This is a genomic window from Pseudoalteromonas luteoviolacea, from assembly GCF_021654285.1.
Lineage (GTDB): Bacteria > Pseudomonadota > Gammaproteobacteria > Enterobacterales > Alteromonadaceae > Pseudoalteromonas > Pseudoalteromonas luteoviolacea_J.
In genome coordinates this window covers 21,178-42,823 of record NZ_JAKFZS010000015.1, presented here as the reverse complement: position 1 = coordinate 42,823, position 21,646 = coordinate 21,178, and the positions used below count along the sequence as shown (strand labels likewise).

General features: G+C 41.4%; 20 protein-coding genes. 9 read left to right on the top strand and 11 right to left on the bottom strand.

Annotated elements, in window-relative coordinates:
* Positions 1 to 4: 4 nt before the first annotated feature.
* The 4 genes from L1077_RS15230 to L1077_RS15215 all read right to left on the bottom strand — a co-directional run bounded on the left by L1077_RS15230 (position 5) and on the right by L1077_RS15215 (position 4,988).
* On the bottom strand, positions 5 to 1,213 hold the full coding sequence (locus L1077_RS15230) for a FecR family protein (protein ID WP_237137666.1): 1,209 nt from the start codon (positions 1,211 to 1,213) through the stop codon (positions 5 to 7).
* Positions 1,203 to 2,546, bottom strand: a complete 1,344-nt coding sequence (locus tag L1077_RS15225) for a tetratricopeptide repeat protein (RefSeq protein WP_237137664.1) — start codon at positions 2,544 to 2,546, stop codon at positions 1,203 to 1,205. Before L1077_RS15225 ends, L1077_RS15230 begins: the two co-directional genes overlap by 11 nt.
* A gap of 436 nt (positions 2,547 to 2,982) precedes the next feature.
* Positions 2,983 to 4,320: an N-succinylarginine dihydrolase gene (gene astB, locus L1077_RS15220; protein WP_237137662.1), complete on the bottom strand. Its 1,338-nt coding sequence runs from the start codon at positions 4,318 to 4,320 to the stop codon at positions 2,983 to 2,985.
* A 236-nt stretch (positions 4,321 to 4,556) separates the two neighbouring features.
* Positions 4,557 to 4,988, bottom strand: a complete 432-nt coding sequence (locus tag L1077_RS15215) for a hypothetical protein (RefSeq protein ID WP_237137660.1) — start codon at positions 4,986 to 4,988, stop codon at positions 4,557 to 4,559.
* A 199-nt stretch (positions 4,989 to 5,187) separates the two neighbouring features.
* Between L1077_RS15215 and L1077_RS15210 the strand changes: the two genes are divergently transcribed.
* The gene (locus L1077_RS15210; protein ID WP_039609746.1) at positions 5,188 to 5,661 is read left to right on the top strand and encodes a deoxycytidylate deaminase; all 474 of its coding nucleotides are present in this window, start codon (positions 5,188 to 5,190) and stop codon (positions 5,659 to 5,661) included.
* 50 nt (positions 5,662 to 5,711) lie between these two features.
* Here the strand turns inward: L1077_RS15210 and L1077_RS15205 are convergent, their stop codons facing one another.
* On the bottom strand, positions 5,712 to 6,287 hold the full coding sequence (locus L1077_RS15205) for a hypothetical protein (RefSeq protein ID WP_237137657.1): 576 nt from the start codon (positions 6,285 to 6,287) through the stop codon (positions 5,712 to 5,714).
* 153 nt (positions 6,288 to 6,440) lie between these two features.
* On the opposite strand from L1077_RS15205, the gene L1077_RS15200 reads away from it, so the two are divergent.
* On the top strand, positions 6,441 to 7,625 hold the full coding sequence (locus L1077_RS15200) for a quinone-dependent dihydroorotate dehydrogenase (RefSeq protein ID WP_237137656.1): 1,185 nt from the start codon (positions 6,441 to 6,443) through the stop codon (positions 7,623 to 7,625).
* Positions 7,626 to 7,709: 84 nt separating this feature from the next.
* Here L1077_RS15200 and L1077_RS15195 read toward each other — a convergent pair whose 3' ends face one another.
* Positions 7,710 to 8,225 (bottom strand): hypothetical protein, encoded by a 516-nt coding sequence (locus L1077_RS15195; protein WP_063364144.1) that lies wholly within the window; start codon positions 8,223 to 8,225, stop codon positions 7,710 to 7,712.
* A 288-nt stretch (positions 8,226 to 8,513) separates the two neighbouring features.
* Here L1077_RS15195 and cyoA point away from each other — a divergent pair, with 288 nt between their 5' ends.
* From cyoA to L1077_RS15160, 7 genes are read left to right on the top strand one after another with little or no spacing between them, the layout of a single operon-like run.
* Entirely contained in the window at positions 8,514 to 9,323 is an 810-nt protein-coding gene (cyoA, locus tag L1077_RS15190; protein WP_230851852.1) for a ubiquinol oxidase subunit II, read from the top strand.
* A complete protein-coding gene (gene cyoB, locus L1077_RS15185) occupies positions 9,313 to 11,349 on the top strand; it encodes a cytochrome o ubiquinol oxidase subunit I (protein ID WP_211036968.1) in 2,037 nt (678 codons plus the stop codon). Before cyoA ends, cyoB begins: the two co-directional genes overlap by 11 nt.
* Before the next feature lie 16 nt (positions 11,350 to 11,365).
* Positions 11,366 to 11,986: a cytochrome o ubiquinol oxidase subunit III gene (gene cyoC, locus L1077_RS15180; protein WP_039609742.1), complete on the top strand. Its 621-nt coding sequence runs from the start codon at positions 11,366 to 11,368 to the stop codon at positions 11,984 to 11,986.
* Positions 11,986 to 12,327, top strand: coding sequence for a cytochrome o ubiquinol oxidase subunit IV (gene cyoD / locus L1077_RS15175; protein ID WP_039609741.1), 342 nt, complete (start codon positions 11,986 to 11,988; stop codon positions 12,325 to 12,327). The genes cyoC and cyoD overlap by 1 nt, the downstream gene beginning before the upstream one ends.
* Before the next feature lies 1 nt (position 12,328).
* Positions 12,329 to 13,213 (top strand): heme o synthase, encoded by an 885-nt coding sequence (gene cyoE, locus L1077_RS15170; RefSeq protein ID WP_063364051.1) that lies wholly within the window; start codon positions 12,329 to 12,331, stop codon positions 13,211 to 13,213.
* A 4-nt stretch (positions 13,214 to 13,217) separates the two neighbouring features.
* Positions 13,218 to 13,823, top strand: a complete 606-nt coding sequence (locus L1077_RS15165; protein WP_063364052.1) for an SCO family protein — start codon at positions 13,218 to 13,220, stop codon at positions 13,821 to 13,823.
* Positions 13,820 to 14,308, top strand: a complete 489-nt coding sequence (locus L1077_RS15160; protein ID WP_237137654.1) for a hypothetical protein — start codon at positions 13,820 to 13,822, stop codon at positions 14,306 to 14,308. Before L1077_RS15165 ends, L1077_RS15160 begins: the two co-directional genes overlap by 4 nt.
* Before the next feature lie 68 nt (positions 14,309 to 14,376).
* Here the strand turns inward: L1077_RS15160 and L1077_RS15155 are convergent, their stop codons facing one another.
* The 5 genes from L1077_RS15155 to L1077_RS15135 form a co-directional block, all read right to left on the bottom strand.
* Entirely contained in the window at positions 14,377 to 15,216 is an 840-nt protein-coding gene (locus L1077_RS15155) for a glycosyltransferase family 8 protein (RefSeq protein WP_237137652.1), read from the bottom strand.
* 309 nt (positions 15,217 to 15,525) lie between these two features.
* The gene (locus tag L1077_RS15150; RefSeq protein WP_237137650.1) at positions 15,526 to 15,966 is read right to left on the bottom strand and encodes a hypothetical protein; all 441 of its coding nucleotides are present in this window, start codon (positions 15,964 to 15,966) and stop codon (positions 15,526 to 15,528) included.
* Between the two features lie 213 nt (positions 15,967 to 16,179).
* Complete coding sequence (locus L1077_RS15145; protein WP_237137648.1) at positions 16,180 to 17,043, bottom strand: hypothetical protein; 864 nt, start codon at positions 17,041 to 17,043, stop codon at positions 16,180 to 16,182.
* Between the two features lie 210 nt (positions 17,044 to 17,253).
* On the bottom strand, positions 17,254 to 18,528 hold the full coding sequence (locus L1077_RS15140; RefSeq protein WP_211036975.1) for a metallophosphoesterase: 1,275 nt from the start codon (positions 18,526 to 18,528) through the stop codon (positions 17,254 to 17,256).
* A gap of 51 nt (positions 18,529 to 18,579) precedes the next feature.
* Entirely contained in the window at positions 18,580 to 21,369 is a 2,790-nt protein-coding gene (locus L1077_RS15135; protein ID WP_237137646.1) for a TonB-dependent receptor, read from the bottom strand.
* Positions 21,370 to 21,646: the final 277 nt, after the last annotated feature.

Genomic DNA, 21,646 nt, shown 5'->3' with positions numbered 1-21,646 from the left:
TCTCCTAAGGCTGGCCTAATAAAAAATCACCACGAGCAGTCACACTCGGGTTATCTACTTCTCTTAAATTAAAGGTACCACCCAACTTATCAAGTCCATCAATAAATCGACTTTGAATCGTCCCATTAGCCAAGTTATTTCCATGAGACGCAAAATTAACACCAAGATCCATACCTTCAGTGGTTATCAAGCCATTAAATGCCGCAAACCATTCACCACCAGAATCCTGAAAGGATAAAGCCCCTTGCTCAACTGTTCCTCGATCAAAATCAACTGTCATTTGCATATTTATAGCACTTACAGCGCCTAGACTTGAGCTGGCATCTATGCTTTCAAGTACCGTATAATCTGTGCTTCCAGTTCGCTCGGAAATCAATTCACCAATATCTGCGGTTCCCAAGCTATCTAGCTCTTGTTCATTGATGAACTCATTTTGTGATACATCATTGGCTACTTGAGAAAAGCTCCCCTCTAATATGGGGGTTGGCTGTTCAGCCGGGTCTAATTCAGCACTCGCAACCGTAGTACCTTGTTCTTCAGAGTCGTTTGACTGCGCAGATTCACTTACTGACGAAGACAATGAAGAGAGTTCAGAAGGGGGCTTAAGTAGTGATGTAACGGCGCCATTCTCACTCACCTTCGCAAAAGAAAAATCTCCGCCTTTACCCAGTAATACAGGCCCTTCAGCACCTGCTGAACCACTCATATCTAACTCAATCGTACCGTCCCACACCGCCAGAAATAACGCATTATTTTTCCATTCGACTTCATAGTGCGTGCCACGGATCCCAATACTGCCAACAGGTGTTTTTAGTTTATAATTACTTTTATCACCCTTAATTTCACCTGTTATCGTTCGAAGTCCGCCAGAGATAAGCTCCATCACTACTGAGCCACCTTCAGCACTGCCCAGCGAGTACTCTTCAATCTTCAATTGAGTTTGAGCTTTGAGCGCGATGAGTGCGCCGTCTTGCATTCTGAGCTGGGCCTGGCTTAATTCACCAGTATTTACAACATCGACATTATAAATTGGGCTACGTCTTTTGAGATCTCGTTGCGACGCATTGCTGCTGTCTGTCGCAACCACATCACCACGAGACATAATGGTTTTCCCTGCTTGTTCTGCATGGACAAAAAATGGCAATACTACCGCGAGAGCCATCGCACTTGATATTGATGTAAAGTTTACAGTCAACTTAAAGTTAGAATTCATAACGGACTCCCGTGAACCATTCTGTTCTATCGTAGCTATATAAGGTAATTGAGCTATGCTTGTCGTAATACGAAGCTGACATATCAATACTCAACGCTTGACTCCATCTGTATCGCCAATTCAAATTCAGAATCACTAGCTCTTCATTTCTTGTCGACAAAAAAAGTGGATGATCTGCACGATGCTCAATATCTCTGTATTGTGCTTTAAAGCTCAACAACCCTTTTTCTCCGGTTTTATGGCTTACCGATCCGGAAATAAAATTATAATCTCGGCCGTAATGCTCACCTTCTTCATACCTTGCGGGTTGCCAGGTATATCCGATATCTGCCCTCAACAACCATAACGCCGACAAATACCCAGCGGAACCTTGAACAGTATAAATTCGACTATCAAGGTTGCGGTCTTGAACATTATTTTGCGAAAAAACAAAACCACTTAAAGTAGTGAAAAACTGAGGGGTTATGCTGTACTGCACTGAGCCGTACAAACCGATATCTTGTTGGTAGGTATTATCGTCGAGCGTTAAAACACCAAACTGACCACCTGTTGAATATGTTAAACTTTCTTTTTTATGCTCATAGCCAAAGCGAATGTTGCCTTGGTATCGATCATACTGTTCGGCATCTTTATGGCGCTGATCTGAGAAATTAACGTCTAGTTTCCAGCCTTGATATTGTGTTTGCTGCCAGCTACCTCTAAAACGATATTTAAACCGCATAAAGTTGTCTGATGTTTTCAAGCTGCTCTGGCCTAGTATGAGAGGCAACCCGCCAATAACAATTCTGTCATCCAGCGCCCCGCTATTCACATTTGAGTCATGGCCCAAGGCAAGCGAGACTGCATGATTAAATGACTGCTCCAGCTTTTGTGTATTTCGGTCTATTGCTTCTAATGCTTGACTCACCCTTTCACGCATTGTCGAACTTAATTGCGCATTTAACAAATCTGAAAAAACGCTGCTGGCCTGAGCATAGTTTTTCTGTTTCGCATAGGTTAAACCCAGCAAGTAATGGCTAGGAATGTGATCTGGCCAGCTAACCAGCACTCGCTCTAGTGCAAATATAGCTTCATCATACTTGCCTTGTTCCAAGGCCGCTTGAGCATACAAAAAGTCAAAACTAGGCTCTCCAGCCCACTCGTCAATTGCAGCTTCCGCTTTTTGATATGCTGATTGATAGTCTTTTTGAACTAAGTTAGCGTTAATATCGCTAAGAATTTTTTTCAAGCTTTCATCAGACTGAGATGAATTATCCAGTGCCAGACATATTGAACTACTCAGGCTAGCAAGGGTTATAAAAACGTACTGTGCGCATCGAAGTACTAGTGACATAGCTAATCACCTATCATTGGTTATCGTATGTTCATCACTACCTACTCCAAGCAAGACCTCTTTATCTAACCGTCGACCCGCTAACGACTAGAACACATAAAACATGCCTAGATAGAGATAAGCAAAGTATAATCAAGGACGTTAAAAATTCACTTTAGATTTCGGGTACATTTTCGAGGAATATAGACAAGCACGACTTTTAGCAAAGATTAACGTAGTGCACAGAGTCAAGTGCACCATTCAGACACGCATTAATTTCGAAGAAAAAGATAAAATGGTCAATAAAACAATATCGCAATTAAAGTCCGATACTAGGTATTCATGTTTTATAGGAACCTATAACCTTTTGAGTTTAAAAGGGGTAAAAATTAATGAGTAAAACAAGCTATAGCGATGTTTGCTCAGGCTACCCTTGCGAATAGCCTAACTTGAGTACTTACTCTCTTTGAAAATCATATACAGACCCGAGTTTTAGGATCTGTGTCAGCTCATCTAAAGCCGCATAATTTTCTTCCAATAGCTGCGGATCGGCCAAATCATATTCACTTAACTGGTCACGATAATGTTTATTTATCCAAATTGATAATGTGCTATAAAGCTGTTCATCCAACAAACAAGATTGATTTGTGGCTTTAAGTTCAAGCTCCGATAAGACTACACGCAAACGTAAACAAGCAGGCCCGCCCCCATTTTGCATGCTTTGCTTCACATCCATATAGATAACATCGTTGACAGGATTACTGGCCTGCTTAAGTGCGCTTAAATAGGTTTCAACTTCATTAATTTTTTGACATTCACTCGGCGCTATCAATGCCATTCCGCCATTAGGCAAGCTAACTAGTTGACTGTTAAAAATGTAACTCTGTACCGCTTGTTCAACACTCACATCCGTATTTGAGACCTCAATTAAGTGCAAAGGTCGACTACCTTTATAGGCCTCACGGATTTTCTTGACTGAGGTTTGCTGATCATAAAATGCCTGTTCGTGGAATAAAAATACATTCTCATTACCAATAGCTATCACATCATTATGAAAAACGCCGGCGTCTATCACATCAGGGTTTTGCTGTATAAAAAGGCAGTTTTCAGTTTTAAGCATATGGCTGCGTGCAACCGCTTCACTTGCTTGACGTGTCTGTCTAGCAGGAAATTTAGACGGCCTGATGTCACTTTGATTGTCCTGTCCGTAGACAAACAAAGCTAAACCAGAGTGATTATACGAGTCAGCCAAACGAGTATGATTTGCTGCTCCTTCATCACCAAAAAGGGGATGCTGTGGTAACGGTTCATGATGCGCAAAATAATCATTATCACTAAAGACTTGCTTTAAAATACGAGACGTTGTCTCAGCTTCTATTGCACGATGTAATTTATTGTTTAAATTAGCAGGCGTGAAATGCACCTTGCTGTCTTGCGTATCACAACTTGGCGACACCGTAGCTGCATTTGCTGTCCACATTGACGATGCTGAATAACATGCTTTGAGTAGTTGAGGTTCTAGCTTGGCCGCTTTAGCAATAACATCGCAATCGCTACCACCAAAGCCCAGTGCGCGCAACGTTTTTAAATCTGGACGCGCATTTGGTGCTAACACGCCTTGATATAAGCCCAGCTGTGCTAAAGCGTACATCTTGTCTAATCCTTGTAGCGCTGCCTGTTTAGGATTAGAGAATTTTTTCGCATTTGCTTTTGAAGCGACATTTCCATATGACAGGCCTGCGTAATTATGTGATGGCCCGACAAGTCCATCGAAATTAACTTCATAGAAGTTCATTATTGCCCCCTATTGGTGCATTTTGCACAATTTTAGTTAGATACATCTTGTTGATGAGCTCAGATTCACCTACTGATAAGCGAATAAGTAGAATTTCAGCTAGTCAAATCTGCTTATTCGCTAGAGCATCAAGTTTAGTGCCAAATTGAAATATAGGAGGTAATTGTGGATGCAGTCAGAACATACGTAATATAAAATCCATGAATATCGATTTATTTATATTGACAAAGCGCATTTTATAAGTCGACTTGCTGCTTATGCAGTTGCCATCCACCTAGCGCGTAGCTCAGGCCGATAGTCAAACATATCAAAGAGCTCACTATCCAAAATGTGAGTGAGTTTTCAGGAAATAAAGGCATAATCAACGGAAATGCAATCCCACGGCCAATAAACACCAACGCAACCAAAAAGATAACTGTTTTTAAGAAAGGTAATCGACGTATCACGCCAGCACCTGATAACGCAAATACTCCCCATGTGCTTAAAGCAAAGACAATCACTAAAGTGGTCAACGTGGGTTCAAGTTTTCCCGCCTCAGCCATCGCAGCCATTCGCTCCCCAGCCCCGAAAAATCGATACCAAGGTGCACCGAATATAATACACCCAAGATGTAAAAAAGCCGCCAAAAAGCTGGAATAAGCAGAAAACAATAAATATTTATTTTTCACACAACACTCAAAGTATAAAAAAGAAAAAACAATTTATACTAAAAAACAAAACAAATAGATACATTAATCATATTAATTTTATATTAGTCAGACACATTTGATCCGTTTTAAAGATATAACCCATTGATAAGATAAGCTTCGAATTACGCTAGATACTGAGTATACTATTGACATGTAAGTAGTATTGAAGGCACAAGCAATGAGACCAGATTGGGATGAATACTTCATTGATTTAGTTGACAGTGTTGGACAAAGAGCCACCTGTGACAGAGGTAAATCAGGCTGTATTATAGTTAAAGATAAAAGAATAATATCAACAGGTTATGTGGGTTCGCCCTCTGGTTTGCCACACTGTGATGATGTCGGTCACCTGATGAAGCAAGTTACCGATAGCGATGGCACCACAAGACAACACTGCGTGCGAACCATTCACGCTGAGCAAAATGCGATCTGCCAAGCTGCTCGCTATGGCGTTCCATTAGACGGTGCCACCTTGTACTGCACGATGGAGCCATGCCGAGTTTGCGCAATGCTCATCATCAGCTGTGGCATTTCCAAAGTCGTTGCAAAAAAACGTTATCATGCCGCACAAGAAACCAGAGATATGTTTGAGATGGCAGGTGTTGAACTCGTAGTCATAGAGCAAGAAATCGCAACTTACGACGACCAGTAGCGCATAGGTGGAGTGGTTTTTTAATTAATCCACTCCAACTCAATGCTTATTTAAGCCATAGACACCCTGTCAAAGACATCTTTATTAAAGTTTTCTCCCGTTATACCATGACACTTTGCTCTGTTATGATTAATTCTTTTATTTGCTTCTTTTAATTGATTAATAAACTCGTCAATTTGGACATTATAATATTTAAATACTCCCCGAGTTAAAGCAAGATTAACTTCGTTTTTATTGACCTCATCAGATGCACAAAACTGATGCTGAAAGAGCACTTGCGTAGGTGAGTCTAATGATTTGTCAAATCTAAACACTGCGGCGTTATCAATGGCCTTGACCCGAGTTTGATTACCAAGCCTCTCCCATCCAACTGCGCAAACAGAAAAAGAAAATTCTTCGCCAAACTCGTTTACAAGATCGTCCAATGGATCGGATGCATTTTTAATAAATGAATTGATATCAAACGCATCAACACTGACCATCCCGTATCGAGATTTATAGCGTAATTGCAAAGTATTTAATAAATAAAAAACCTCGCCTGTACTTTGCCAAATAGGCTCGACTACACTTCGTACAATCGGCTTCGTTACATCTGTACCCAATAGCTTCAGCATCCACTTTTTCATCAGCACCTCCAATTTGAATACAGCAACTGTAAATGATAACAATTCTTATTGCTATTATTATTTAATGATCATAAGCTAAAAACATGAGTTACCTTATGTGCTCGTAAAAGAGCACCCAACAACAACAATCGATGACAAATTTGGAGGTTGAAAATGCGCCTTATCATCGGCATTCGTAACTTTGTCTTAAAGCTACTATACAGAGCGGTTCGTCCGCTGATATTCCTGATGGACCCAGAAGATGCTCATTACATGTTTAAACGTGTCGGAGTGATACTGGGCTCAAACTTTCTAACCCGCTGGCTCACTTCTTTTTTCTTCAACTACGGCCATCGCAGCCTGAAGATTGAGGTTGACGGTATTAAATATAGAAACCCGTTAGGTTTATCCGCAGGCTTTGACAAAGATGGCGAATTAACCAAGATTTACCCATCGATTGGATTTGGCTTGGCTGAACTTGGGTCATTTACTGGTGAAGTGTGCCCAGGAAATCCTGGTAAGCGTTTATTTAGAATGGTCAAATCAAAATCAATTCTCGTTTGGTATGGTCTGAATAACCAAGGTGCTGAGAAAATTTCATCACGATTAAAAGGTGTGAATTTTGGTAAACTAAAAGTAGGGATAAACGCTGCTAAATCGAATATAACGCCGGAGTTTGATCTGCAAGACTCTATCGACGACTACACCAAAACAATGGAGCTATTCAAAGACATAGGCGATTACTATACTATCAACATAAGCTGTCCAAATACGCAAGATGGTGAACCATTTGTTGATAAAGGCAATCTAGACGCTTTGCTTGTCGCTGTAAACAAGCACAGAGTTGATGGCCGCCCTATCTATGTCAAACTCGCTGCAGACATGACTTTGGAAGAGATTAACATCATTGTTGATGCTTGCGTTGAGCATAAAATGGATGGCGTTGTGTTAACCAACCTCGCTAAGCCCAAGTTCAATCAAGAATATGTCAAAGAAGAACTCCCCTTCCACAAAGGTGCCATGAGTGGACTACCGCTTCAGCGTATTTCTACCAACGTGATCAGACACGTTTATAGAAGAACTCGCGGTAAACTCACAATTATTGGTGTAGGTGGTGTATTCACAGCCAAAGACGCCTATGAAAAAATTACTTCTGGCGCAAGCATCTTGCACATGATTTCAACACTCATATTTGACGGACCGCAAAATATTAGCGAGATCAATCGTGGACTTGTCAAATTGTTGAAGGCCGATGGCTTTAATTCTATTGAAGAAGCTGTTGGTTCGAGGAACCCGCTGCCCAAATTAAAGGCAGTCAAGGACGAGAAAGCAAACAAGGAAGTGAGCTCTGCAGCATAAGTTGCAATCAAAAGTTGATGCTACGAGTGGTGATAACTTTTTTCATTCTCCAAAGTTTATCACCACTATTTTAAATTTGTTTGATCAGTCTGGTATTGGCGACGCCAAATTTGAACTATCGGCCAAAAACTGCGCCTTAGGATGCCCCTCTAGCTGGGTTTCAACTTTGTGTGTTTGAGAGCGTTCAACATCGATGATAATAATCACATCACCAGCATCGAGGTGCTCGTTGACAAGTAGTTGGAAATACTCATCAAATGACTTTCCTGCTAGTTTTACGATGAACATGACAACAAAACCACCAATAATACTTGCTGCTAGAGCTTGTATTAAAAATTTATTTGTTAAATCAGTAAAAAAATACATGAATGTCAGTAATGCTAATGCAGTTGCGCCTGCGAGTAAAAAAGCTCTCTTTCTTGCTGACAATATTTGTGTTTTCTCTATCTGAGTTGAGCCGTGTAAATGATGCGTCTTAATGCCGCTTTCATCCCGAGATAGTACGTAAAAATGGTGATCATCAATACCTAGTTGATGTACTTCGTCCGAAATCATTTCTGCATCATCCAAGCTATCTGTGGAATAAAATAGTCTTTTCATATCGCACGCTCCAGAATTTTTTTTGACGGTGTCAATACGAAGTCTAGACATAAATCGCTCAAAAAACATCTAAATTTGAATTTAGAACGTATTGATGTAGGTCAAGTCAATCTTGAATTTTAGCTGCATTCCCTATAACATTCCCCTCCGAGAGGGGTGTGAATGGAAACAGTTCTCAATTGCATTAATCTCGTTAATTTATTCAGGCAGGTAATGGGGTAATTACCCGCGATATCAAGTAGGTTGAATATGCTGAAAAAGTCCTTGTCATTCGTAATGGTTTTTACGATGGCGTTTCTTCTAACAGGTTGTGAGCTAGCGCTTTTTGACCCTGCGGGTCCAATTGGTGAGCAGGCGAAAGACCTGATTATAATTTCTGTGGCTTTATTACTTATTGTAATAATCCCTGTATTATTTATGTCTATTTACTTCCCGTACAAGTATCGTACTAGCAATAAAAAAGCTGAGTACAAGCCGTCGTGGGAACACTCAACAAAAATCGAACTTGTTGTTTGGATTGTGCCTTGTATGATCATCGCAGCACTTGCATATTTCACATATGTCACGTCTCACACTCTAGACCCGCGTAAGCCGCTAGGTAAAGACAAAGACACATTGACTATTCAAGTAGTGGCAATGGACTGGAAATGGCTATTCATCTATCCAGAGCAGCAAATTGCAACCGTCAACGAAATCTCAATCCCAGTAAATACGCCGGTAGAGTTTCTAATCACTTCAGACACAGTGATGAACTCATTCTTCATTCCGCGTTTGGGTAGCCAGATTTATGCGATGGCTGGTATGGAAAATAGACTTAACCTGATGGCATCTAAAGAAGGTACCTTCCGCGGTATGTCTGCCAACTACAGTGGTTTTGGTTTCTCAGGCATGAAGTTCAAAACACACTCTGTAGATCAAGCTGGCTTCGATGCTTGGGTTAACAAAGTAAAAGCATCAGAGTATGTGCTAGACGAACCTACTTACAAAGCGCTTAGCGAGAAATCAAAAGACCACCCTGTAGTTTACTACTCGGATGTCGACCCTCTGCACTTTAAGAAAACCATAGAGAAATACACTGGGGTTCAAAATGGCAAGTAAAGCTACCATAATCACAGATCCGGATCCGCTCACGGGTAAACTGACCTGGGATTCTATTCCTGTTCATGACCCTGTTATTTTGCCAGTAATGATCTGTGCAATACTTGGCGGTATCTTCCTATTCGCACTTATTACCAAAATGGGTAAGTGGAAATACCTTTGGGAAGAATGGTTCACTTCAGTGGATCACAAAAAAATAGGTATTATGTACATCATCGCAGCGATTGTGATGCTGGTCCGTGGTTTCGCGGACGCAATTATGATGCGTACTCACCAAGCGTTAGCAACCGCTGACAGCGTTGGGGCGGGTTATCTACCTCCAGAACACTATGACCAGATCTTTACTGCTCACGGTGTAATCATGATTTTCTTCGTAGCCATGCCTTTAGTTGTTGGCTTGATGAACATTGTTGTACCTCTACAAATCGGTGCGCGTGACGTTGCATTCCCATTCCTGAACTCTTTGAGCTTCTGGTTGTTCGTGGTTGGTGCATTACTAGTTAACATTTCACTATTCGTTGGTGAGTTTGCTGCGACTGGTTGGTTAGCATATCCGCCGTTATCAGGTATTGAATACAGTCCCTGGGTCGGGGTCGATTATTGGCTCTGGGCACTACAGATCTCAGGTATTGGTACTCTACTAACGGGTGTTAACTTCTTCGTTACTATCATCAGAATGCGTGCGCCTGGCATGAAGCTTATGCAAATGCCTGTATTCACGTGGACTTCTCTATGTGCAAACGTACTAATCATTCTATCGTTCCCTATCCTTACTGTAACTATCACGCTTCTAACGCTAGATAGATACCTAGGTACAAACTTCTTCACTAATGACCTTGGTGGTAACCAAATGATGTATGTAAACCTCATTTGGGCATGGGGTCACCCAGAAGTTTACATTCTGATCTTACCTGCATTTGGTGTTTTCTCTGAAATTGCGGCTACATTCTCACGTAAGCGTCTATTCGGTTATACATCACTTGTATGGGCAACAGCCGTTATTATGGTTCTAGCAATGGTTGTATGGCTACACCACTTCTTCACCATGGGTGCAGGTTCAAGTGTAAATGCTTTCTTCGGTATCGCCACCATGATCATAGCGGTCCCTACCGGGGTTAAGATCTTCAACTGGCTATTCACTATGTACAAGGGCCGTGTTGAATTCACAGCTTCTATGTGGTGGACGTGTAGTTTCCTATTCACATTCACAATTGGTGGTATGACAGGTGTAATGCTAGCAGTACCTGCTGCTGACTTCGTACTACACAACAGCTTGTTCCTAATTGCACACTTCCACAATGTAATCATTGGTGGTGCAGTATTTGGTTACTTCGCAGGTCTTACTTACTGGTGGCCAAAAGCAACTGGTTGGATGCTGAACGAGAAACTTAACAAGCTTTCTTGTGCACTATGGACAATCGGTTTCTTCGTTGCATTCATGCCGCTATACATCCTTGGTTTCAACGGTATGACTCGTCGTCTTAACTACTATGACAACCCAGAGTGGACGCCACTACTGATCGTTGCAATGGTTGGTGCATTCATCGTTGCTGCTGGTATCGCTGTTCAGTTCTACATGGGCTACGTGAGCTTCAGAGACCGTAAGCAAAATATGGACGTAACTGGTGATCCGTGGGATGGTCGTACTCTTGAGTGGGCTACTTCGTCACCTCCTCCATTCTACAACTTTGCTAAGCTGCCTAAAATCCATGACCGTGATGAGCATCATTACAAGAAAGAGCATGGCATTGCTTACCAAAAGCCTGAGAAGTACTCAAAAATCCACATGCCTTCAAATACATGGGCTGGCTTTGTGATCAGTGCATTCTCACTATCTTTAGGTTTCGGTTTCGTATGGCACATCTGGTGGATGGTTATTGCTAGCTTCATCGGTATCGTAGCTTCTTGGATTGCGTACTCATTTGATCGCAACAAAGACTACTACGTACCAGTAGATCAAGTTGAAGAAATCGAGTCAAAGCACTTGGCAGCTGTTGCAGAACACGCAGCTAATAAAGGCAAGTAGAGGAAAGTTTTAAATCATGTCAAACGATCACGTAATCGCAAACGACGCTCACGATCATCACGATGATCATGAGCATCATGATACCGGTGGTGATACTATATTCGGATTCTGGATATATATCATGAGTGACTGTATTTTGTTCGCAACTTTGTTTGCAACATATGCAGTACTAAGTGGCGGCTTCGCAGGCGGCCCTACACCAAAAGAGTTATTTGACCTTAATCTAGTTGCAGTTGGTACTGCGTTCCTACTATTCAGTAGTTTTACGTTTGGTATGGCAATGCTTCAAGCCAACCAGCGCAAGATGAAAGGCATGATCACTTGGTTGGTCATCACATTACTTCTAGGCCTTGGTTTCCTTGGCTTAGAAATGTATGAGTTCTGGCACTTCAGTACACTTGGTGCTACGCCGCAAACAAGTGGTTATTGGTCTGCATTCTATGCACTAGTAGCAACACACGGTTTGCACGTATTCGGTGGTATCATCTGGATGCTTGTTCTATTCGTTCACTTCAAGCGTGACGGATTTAGTGAAGATAACTTGGTAAGACTTTCTTGCCTAAGCTTATTCTGGCACTTCCTAGACATCATCTGGATCTGTGTATTTAGCGTTGTGTACTTAGTAGGAGTGATGTAATGGGCCACACTAATAATGAACATGGCACTGGCGGTGCATCTCACGGTAGCGTTAAAGAGTACACGATAGGTTTACTTCTATCTCTAGTACTAACTGCTATTCCGTTTTTAGTTGTAATGTACGATATGGCATCTCCAGCTATCACGCTTGGGATCATCCTAGTTACAGCTATTGCACAGCTATTTGTACAACTTGTATTTTTCTTACACATGAACTCATCTTCTGAGCAAATATGGAACACTACTTCAGCCGCGTTTATTGTGTTGACAGTGGCCATAGTTGTGATTGGCTCCATTTGGATTATGGAGCACCTGAATCACAACATGCTCATGGGACATTAAAATGTTAAGAAGTTACCTGTTAATTACAAAACCAGGCATTATCTTTGGTAACTTAATCACTGCGGTTGCGGGCTACGTGCTCGCAGCCAAAGGTAATATTGATTTCGTTACATTTACAGCAATGATAGTGGGTACAGTTTGTATCATCGCCTCTGGTTGCGTTTTTAATAATGTGATTGACCGTGACATCGACCAGTTGATGTCACGCACAAAGTACCGAAAGCCACTCTTAGAGTCGATTTCGGTGAACAAAGCTTTGGCTTATGCAACCCTTTTGGGTTGCATAGGTTTCGCCTCTTTAGCACTGTATGCATCAATGATGAGCTTTTATTTCGGTGTGCTAGGCTTCGTAGTATACGTTGGCCTCTACACGCTTTATTATAAAAGAAAATCTATATACGGTACTTTTGTGGGCAGTATTTCTGGCGCATGTCCTCCTGTTATGGGGTACTGTGCTGTTAACGGTCAATTTGATATTGGCGCCGTTGTGATCTTGGCAATCTTCTGTATTTGGCAAATTCCGCATTCTTATGCCATTGCTATTTACCGATTCAAAGACTACAAAGACGCAAATATTCCGGTTTTACCAATCGTCAGTGGTGTTGAAGTTGCTAGAAAACACATGATTGGCTTTATTGTTGCCTTTACTGTACTTGCACTTTCTCTATTCACGTTAAACTATGTTGGCGCTATTTTCGCCTCATTCACGTTTATCATTGGTTTGATCTGGCTATTGAGCACAATCTTCGACTTCCATCGTATGGACAATCATACTTGGGCAAAACGCGTATTTATTTTATCGCTGGTTGCCATTACTTCTATGAGTGTTCTGATGTCAGTTGATTTTGCTCATATTGACCAAAATGCATATGTGACAGCAAGGTAGAGTTATGAAGCAGTTTAAAGCCGCTCACTTACATTGGATTTTATCTTTTCTTGGTATTATTGGACTCATTTGGTTTTATCTATCAACAACCACTAAAGACTTTAACGAAACAAGAAAGTCGTTCGATGAATTGGGTGGAGATTTTACGCTGCAAAGCTATGCCGGACCTGTTTCGCTCTCTGATTATAAAGGCCAAGTCGTCGTCATGTACTTCGGCTACCTGTCTTGTGCAGAGGTGTGCCCTAACTCTCTCGCTGTAATGACAAACGCATTTATGCGTTTAGAGAAGCAAGGGCTTGATCAGGTGCAGGGCTTACTTGTTACAGTAGACCCTGCGCGTGATACAGTAGAAGATTTAAAGGAATATACTGACTACTTTCACGAGCGTATTACTGGTTTGACTGGCAGCGCTGCGCAAACCAAAGAAGTTGGTGGATTATATGGTGTTTATTATGATGACGAAAACCTTGAAGAGTCGTTTATGGAATACTCAGTAGCCCATGCATCAAGATTCTACATCATAAATAAAGAAGGCGATTTAATTACCGCTATGAGCCATACAACAACGCCTAATGAACTTGCAGCTCAAATTAGAGAGCTTATGCTATGAAGTCACTTTTATTCATAGCTGGCCTTTTAATGGCAAGTACTCAGGTGGTTGCAAAAAACTCGATTGAAACGATTATTGAAAAATATAATGTCAAGCATTGCCATAGCGAATTAAAAGCGATGGCAGGTGATATTATTGGTTCAAAGAAACATCGTTTATTGGTATCAAACCAAACCAACAAAAATGAACTTGAAACTTTGTTGGTAACGGGTGTGCTTGAATATAAAGACAGACAAAGCCATATCACTTTTTCTATGTCTCACAGTGCTGGACATTGTGAAGTAGCGTATAAAGAAAGCTTTGCTGTTAAAAACCCATGCATTGTGGTGCGTGAGGAAGTATTCAAAAAGTGGCTATTCAAAGGTAAATTGAACGACGAGACTCATGTTTTTGCTCATAAAAGAGATGAAAACTTTGTTGGCTATATGACCAGCACAAAAGACGGTTCTTATTGTCTAGTTAGCCGTCAGAAAAAGACTTCTTAGTCTGTAAAGTTTCAGTGCAGTAAGCCTTACTGCACTTTCTTACACCCCTTCCCTGCTATTAGCAGCGTCTAACGCGGCACAAAGCGTTCAGTAAAGAGTTTTATGAAAATATTAGGTAAGGGATACTTCTTATAAATTACCTTCAGGTAAGCCTGCCATGCGTCTTCTTTGAGCCTTTTAATTTCATCAGCAGAAACAATACCGTCGAAAATGGCTGAGAAATCCTTTAAAAACTGTACATCTCGACGTCGACTGGTTTTTGCATACCCTTTGCCAGCATAGTGGATAAAGTCAGCTTCTAGATAACCCTCATTTCCGAACATGTCCATTCTGTTGAAAGATTTGTTAAAAGACTCATGGTTCAGCTGATGTTTATGCAAAGTATAATTAAAATAACTTTGGTCATAATGCGTTATCTTATTACAGATTAATTGAAGATCCTCCAACTGGGCTAAGCTAAATAACCCTGCCTGTCTAGATGTCAGTATTATACCTGCGTTATAGTAGACTGGTCGCTCACCTATGAACGGCCACTCAACTTGACCTAGTTCAGACTGGATCAGGTCGATGTCATTTTTACGCTCTTGTTTTATCCCTTCATTAAACCAATAAGTAGTGCTTAGGTCAGGATACAGTTCAAATATATCTCTCGCATGTGGTGTGATTAATACATCTGAGTCCACATACAGTACCCTATCATATTCTTTCAATAGCGCTCCAATTCTTAGCTTTTCGGTCCACGCACAAGATGCATTATATTTGGGGTTCACAATATCTACTCTATAGTGCAACTGATCCGACACAATTAAATCCGCACCCACCTTTTGTGCGTAAAGCTTAAAACTATGCAGTGCAGCTTTGTACATTGGGTTGTCACCAATGGCCAAAGTAAAAACAGCTTTCTTCATTACTCTTATCACCAAAACACTTTTGACACAACAGGATTTAATTTACATTTTTTTAACCTTATTTAGTCTAGTGCACCCCAACATAATGTGCAAAAAATGATGAAAGCAACTACGCATTAAAGTCTTCGATTAGACATTAACGAGTGCACTTTTCATATCGTGAGAAGGTAAGATAACAAGATCAGCAAGCCAATGATGTTACTTAGTGAAGTTAAAGAGGTGAAAGTTGTGTTCAAGCGTAAACATATGCTTATCACAAGATCTGTTTGTGGCTAAGCTTTGGTTATATATAAGCTTAGCCATGCATCATCAAAGGTGTGTGCTATCGACGGTGGTAAGTTCACCATTTAGTGACATTCTAACCATATCTTCATTATATATTTCTAGTTTACCTGGTAGCCCAACTAAATAGGTCATTTCTGGAGAAAACAACTCTACCCAATCGTTGTTTTTATACTTTAGAATGGAATGCTGTATGGTGCTCTCTTTTCCACGTTTGATAGATTTATCATAATCAACATTTAAAACAACTCTATAAGTTGGTCTGTTCTTTTCGTCGTAGTAGGTAATATCCGCAGGCTGCTCATCTTTGAGTGTCATTTTGACTTCATATAAGGCCTCTGTGCCAACTTGAAGCACAAATTCATATTTTAAATTAGGCTCAGGTGTCTCGTTTGCAGCCTGCGCACTACCGAAAAAAAAGCAAAAAGATGAAATGAATAAGGTCGATTTATACCAATTATTAAGCATGAATTACTTCCTAGTTTTATTTTATATATCTATGACATTCCACATATATTGATTAGTGAAAAGTGATGTAAATCTAGAGCGGTAAGATATTGCTAAGCGGCTGAAGATAGTATGAATGGTTAATAAGCACAAAGTTTAAAATATGAATAATAAAAGTTATTTATTTTAAGTCAGAAGAGGCGGCCTATACCCCCTCTTCATTTACATTGGCAGTTAGCTACCAATATTAGTCGACACTTTATAGCTCATTTGAACATCTTCAACAAATTCGCTCATGCCTGGGCGTTTCAAAAATAGTGTGCGTGTATAGTTTGAGATAGCCCATATGACACCTTCTCTATCGACATCGATATTATAAAATGAGCCAAATTTAACCAGATTGCCATTATTCAGCGTGTATACGCTCTGCGGTCCATCGTTGCTGCCATAAACACTCGCTACAACAAACACTTGACCGCCACCAACAGCGATATCAACAAGCGTACACAAATCACCACAGGCAACTTTCTGTTGTGCCCACTTTACGCCATCATACTTAAACAACTTATCACTTTCAGTGATGGCCCAAATAACACCACCTAGCGCAACATCAATTTTTTTAATTTTTTCATTGCTAATGGCATAGTAACCTTCGAAGCTATCGCTGACATCATTGAACTTCTTCAAAGTGCCATCGCCATTCACGCAGTATGCATGGTCAACTGTAAATGAGCTTACATCCTTTGCGCCCCAGCAGCCCACAACCGATTGCCAGTCATAATTTTGGTATCGATATGCATTGCCATGTTCCCCAACGGCAAAAGTCGCTCCTTCATAATATGCATATCCTTTATCATCAGGTCCGGTACCAAAATGATAGTGAAAATACCCACCTGCCGTTGCAATGGCTTTTTGACCATGTGGCAATGGTCTTTCACGCCACAACCCAGCTGAGTCATCTTTGTGCACCCAAGGCACGCCTAAGTGATCGATCGCGACTCGCACAGGTGAATTTATTTCCGCTTCAGCTTGCGCGTTGCCTGATAGCGCCACGCCCAAAGTTGCAATCACAGCCAATGTTAAACTTGTAAGTTTCATTTCCTTATTCCTATGTTTATTGTTGCCTCGAATGGATAGTTACACAAATATAACAGCTGTAATTGTACCCATATGCGTAATTTAGATACTTTTCTAACAAGTATTGGGAATTATTCTTACCATTTTCCAGTACTTAAAATGATTGATTAATGAAAACAATCAAGAAAACTGCTGCACACAGATGCATGCAACAGCGTTTTGTGAAAAAACCTACTCACTACGATGTTTAAAAGAAAAGCTCGCTTCAGGGATCACTTGTCCAGACTTGTCATGTGGCGTTGTGTAAAAGCTCACATTTAAGCTGTCGCGGCGATTATCGAGTTCAATATGGGCAAAGCCCCAGATAAAGCTTTTAGCCCAAATTAAGTCATATTCTGGATAACGCTTTTCTTGTTGCTGAGAAAATGGCGTGTGCGTCCCACGCATTTTTGAGGCTGCTCCACTGATAATGAGTGGAAGTTTTGGCTTGTTGTTACCCGGCATAACACGAGAGCAGTCATCTGTCAGTAACTCAAGATCATGCTCATGTCCTGCAATGTAGGCATCTGCATACTGACATAACTCAGGCAAAATCAATCTTCTAAGTACATGCCCCTCATCATATTTGGTTCCACCAATAGACCACAATATGTGATGACCATACACAATTTTCCATTTTGCGGTTGATGTTTTCAGCCCCTTAGCAAGCCAGGCAAGTTGCTTATGGTCTTCGCCATTAACCGGCGACTCATGTATTTCTATGTCTTCCACCTCAGCATGTCCGTGTGCCAGTGCCGTCGCAAGACCTTGCTCACTGCCATCTTTTGCCAGTGGAATTTCATAATAATGCTGCCCTGATAACAGCATATTTGTATCGAGCACAAAAAACTCTACGTCATTGCCTGCCTCACCCATTTTGTAACTGTAGTATCCGCGTTTATCCATATGAAAGTTAGGTTGATTAGCCATCCATTGCGTTTGCAGTTTTACGCCCTTTCGAGATGTCTTCCAATCATGATTGCCAAGTGCAGAGTACACTACCAGCTCTTTATTATTCTTAAATAACGGCTTTAAGGGACCTAATATCAAATCATTCATGCGCTTTTGGTCATCTTTGCCATCATTCGCATCCGCACCATCTGGGTAGATATTATCGCCAAGCTGAATGCCAAACTCGCAAGCTTTGCGCTCACATAGTGTCGCCATTGCTTTACCAACAGCCGCAGCACCGGTATCTTCTGTTGCGATTTCTGTGCCAGGATAAACGTAAATTGGCGCGTGATTAAATTCCTCTATTGGCCTGTGATCCTCTAACCAGTCAGCGCGTTCGGCTTCTATAAATTGCAGTTTGTTTTTAGGCTTTTTAATATGCTTAGTTTTTGGATAATCAGGGTGATATCCCCCGTCACCAAAAGCCAAAAACGAAATAGAATCTTTAGCTGCCACATTAAATGAGCCACTGAGTAATAACGCAGATACTGCGAAGCAAGAGGTAGATAACTTCATACATTTTCGCTGCAAGGTTACCCAAGCAGCGCCATTGTTGTTTTTAGAAAATTAGAAAGAACTTAAGGTGATACCCAATTGATAGGCGCGGCCATAACTTTCATACTGATAGTTATAACGCTGCTCGCCGTGATACACGTAGTACGGCTCATCCGTCAGGTTGACTGCATTAAAGTAAATCTGGGTTTGCTCATCTATGAAATACTTCACACTGAGGTCTATTTGGTTATGGGCGTCTTGATACACTCGCGCATCATTTTCAGTCATAATGTACGACTTACTTTTGTAGCTAGCACTGAGGCGGGCACTGATCTCGTCATTTTCATAACCAATCATCAAGTTCGCCACTATGTCAGACTGATTTGGCAAACCCTCATCCGCATCAATAAAAGTGCCATTCGCTGAAATCATCAGGCCATTATCAAAGTTTTTCGTGTACGCCAGCTCAATGCCACTGAGTTGGGCTTCTCCACCATTGACCGACTGGATCACCTCTTCAAAGCCATCCCACTTGCCATTGTCTTGGACTTGCTGCTTAGCAATATAGTTATCTATATTTTTGTGGAACAGCCCCGCAGACATCATGCCAATCTTGCCGGGGTAATACTCAATTGAGAAATCAAGGTTGCTCGATTCATAAGGATTTAAATCGGGGTTGCCAACCTCGCCTTTACGCTCAACTTGAATACCATCGTCATCACTGGATGTTTCGCTCTCTAATAACTGAAAAGCAGCGGCATCACCAAAGCTTGGTCTTGCAATCGTATGTGTGTAGGCAAAACGCGTGATTACTTCATCCGAATAGGCATACCTGAAAGTCAGGTTTGGTAATAAGTGGTCGTAGCTTTTGCTGACATTCCATGGCGTAATTACAACTTGTTCGCTGTCTTCAATCTCATTTTTAAGCAGCTCAACGCGACTCCCTAATGTCTCATAGTCAGTATCTTCGTAGCGCAGCCCAGCAATAACATTTAAATCATTAATGTCGATACTCGCCATCACATATGCAGCCGCTACACGCTCTTCAGATGAATAAGATTTACCTTTGCTCTCAATGTCTGTTTCTAATTGATTAAGCGTGAAGTGCGCTTGATTCTCTGCAAAAAAACGTCTTATGCCACTGCGCGACAGACCAGGTCCAAACTGGCCAAGATCGTAACCTGGATTGTCTGTTGCAAAGCGCATTGCCGTAACGTCATCAAAACCGCCATCATAAACGCTGGTATTCACAAGGTTGCGTTTTTCACGGTCGCTGTATTTAACACCGGCTTTTAACTGTGCATTGTGCCCTTTTAATACTAAATCTTTACTCACATCGAGTTTAAAACTGAGCGCGTCATCTTCGCTGAGATTGTGTTCACTGACAATCTCATCTAATGCGAAATTACTTAGGTCATGGGCATTGTCCGAGTGAGCGAGTGTTGGTGCGTCACCTAGACTGCCGTAACCCAGTGCAAAACCTTCTCCTGCAAAATCGACATCTAATCGGTTAGGCTCAATTTCATCCGATTTTGAATAGCCAAGGTTGTATTCCACAAACCAGCTTTGCAGTATGTGCTCCCCTCCCGCCACCAACGACAGAATACTTTGCTCTTCATATCTGTCCTTGGTATCCCTGTCCATTTCCGCGTCAGTGAAATATGCCGCACTTGAACTTGACTCTGCTTCAATGTACTTGCCTTTGTCATACTTATATTCGTTGCGAAGACGATATTCATCGTCCGAGAATTCACTATATAAAGTCCGCAAATAGTACTTATTGAATGTATTATGATGAAGGTCTAAGTTGAGCGCAGCACCAAGTCGTTCACGAGTTACTAGGTAGTAACGCTGCTCTATCTCTTCGGCGCCATAAAATGCAGCATCTTCTCCTGTTGAGGCCTCTTCTTGTTCTAAAGCCATCCAACCCCCATCCGTTTCCATATTATGCGATCCAAACTTTCGTTCGAACCAAGAAACGGCTGTCGCCACACCTAACTGCGTATCATTGGAAAGCGCAAATATATCGCTAAAACTCGCTGACAATTTAGGGCTGGATTCACTAACCTGTTCGTTATAAGAGCCTTGCGCCGTAAAGCTATAACTGTGCCCTTGCCTGTCAAACGCACTGAGGCTTTTTACATTGATACTGCCACCAATCGCACTGGCGTCCATATCTGGCGTAACGGTTTTGCTCACTTCTAAGCTTTGAATAATTTCACTGGGGATCACATCCATTGCGACACTGCGTACACCCGCCTCAGGCGAAGGTACGTTGGCACCATTAATCGACACATTATTCAGCCCAGGATCAATACCGCGAATTCCAACAAAGCGCCCTTCACCTTGGTCGCGCTGAATATACATCCCCGGTAAACGCTGTAATGCTTCTGCTGCATTTTGATCAGGAAGCTGGCCAATGCCATCTGCACTCACCACAGACATAATACCGTCGGCATTTTTTTGTCGGTTAAATGCCCCTGCTTGTCCTGCGCGCTGGCCAACCACAATGATATTATCCAAATCTTCTTGCACAGGCTTGAGCTTCACAGCCACTTGCGTTAGTTGGTCGTCATTGATTGTTATTATTTGAACGGAAGGTTGAGCACCAATATAGGAGATTTCCAGCGTGTATTCCCCAGCGGGCAGTTTAGTAAACACAAAACGTCCATCTCGACTTGTACTGATGTGTTTATTTAACTCAACGAGTTTGACATGCGCGCCTTCAAAAAACGCTTTATTTTGTGTATCTCCTACTTGCCCTTGCAGTGTATTTGCATGTGTGCCACTTGCAAACACGCCCAATAGTAGCGCGATGGCTTGATAGGACTTTGAAAAAGGTAACGGTAGTGATTGTTTCATATTTATCTCTTACAGATTGTGTTGATTGATTACCCTAAAAATCGCAGCAACAATATCTGGACAATATGAATTATTTATTTCATCACTAAACCGAAGGTATTGATTTAGCTAGCTTTTAGATTAAAACACTGAGCATTTGAGCTAATTTCACCCTCTTAAATAAGCCGAAAACAATAAACTGAGACTCTTTTAGCCTTAAATTGCCATCAAAGTTAAAAAAACTGTCAAAGTAATGAGCTAAATTGACCCTGTTCAAGAAATTTCACTGCAATAACAT

Excerpts from the sequence above, each read along its gene's own strand:
- L1077_RS15160 (WP_237137654.1), top strand. The coding sequence starts at position 13,820 with ATGAAGTCACTTTTATTCATAGCTGGCCTTTTAATGGCAAGTACTCAG.
- L1077_RS15135 (WP_237137646.1), bottom strand. The coding sequence starts at position 21,369 with ATGAAACAATCACTACCGTTACCTTTTTCAAAGTCCTATCAAGCCATC.
- L1077_RS15140 (WP_211036975.1), bottom strand. The coding sequence starts at position 18,528 with ATGAAGTTATCTACCTCTTGCTTCGCAGTATCTGCGTTATTACTCAGT.
- cyoC (WP_039609742.1), top strand. The coding sequence starts at position 11,366 with ATGTCAAACGATCACGTAATCGCAAACGACGCTCACGATCATCACGAT.
- cyoB (WP_211036968.1), top strand. The coding sequence starts at position 9,313 with ATGGCAAGTAAAGCTACCATAATCACAGATCCGGATCCGCTCACGGGT.
- L1077_RS15155 (WP_237137652.1), bottom strand. The coding sequence starts at position 15,216 with ATGAAGAAAGCTGTTTTTACTTTGGCCATTGGTGACAACCCAATGTAC.
- astB (WP_237137662.1), bottom strand. The coding sequence starts at position 4,320 with ATGAACTTCTATGAAGTTAATTTCGATGGACTTGTCGGGCCATCACAT.
- L1077_RS15225 (WP_237137664.1), bottom strand. The coding sequence starts at position 2,546 with ATGTCACTAGTACTTCGATGCGCACAGTACGTTTTTATAACCCTTGCT.
- cyoD (WP_039609741.1), top strand. The coding sequence starts at position 11,986 with ATGGGCCACACTAATAATGAACATGGCACTGGCGGTGCATCTCACGGT.
- L1077_RS15165 (WP_063364052.1), top strand. The coding sequence starts at position 13,218 with ATGAAGCAGTTTAAAGCCGCTCACTTACATTGGATTTTATCTTTTCTT.
- L1077_RS15145 (WP_237137648.1), bottom strand. The coding sequence starts at position 17,043 with ATGAAACTTACAAGTTTAACATTGGCTGTGATTGCAACTTTGGGCGTG.
- L1077_RS15230 (WP_237137666.1), bottom strand. The coding sequence starts at position 1,213 with ATGAATTCTAACTTTAAGTTGACTGTAAACTTTACATCAATATCAAGT.
- L1077_RS15195 (WP_063364144.1), bottom strand. The coding sequence starts at position 8,225 with ATGAAAAGACTATTTTATTCCACAGATAGCTTGGATGATGCAGAAATG.
- L1077_RS15150 (WP_237137650.1), bottom strand. The coding sequence starts at position 15,966 with ATGCTTAATAATTGGTATAAATCGACCTTATTCATTTCATCTTTTTGC.
- cyoA (WP_230851852.1), top strand. The coding sequence starts at position 8,514 with ATGGCGTTTCTTCTAACAGGTTGTGAGCTAGCGCTTTTTGACCCTGCG.
- cyoE (WP_063364051.1), top strand. The coding sequence starts at position 12,329 with ATGTTAAGAAGTTACCTGTTAATTACAAAACCAGGCATTATCTTTGGT.
- L1077_RS15200 (WP_237137656.1), top strand. The coding sequence starts at position 6,441 with ATGCGCCTTATCATCGGCATTCGTAACTTTGTCTTAAAGCTACTATAC.
- L1077_RS15210 (WP_039609746.1), top strand. The coding sequence starts at position 5,188 with ATGAGACCAGATTGGGATGAATACTTCATTGATTTAGTTGACAGTGTT.
- L1077_RS15205 (WP_237137657.1), bottom strand. The coding sequence starts at position 6,287 with ATGAAAAAGTGGATGCTGAAGCTATTGGGTACAGATGTAACGAAGCCG.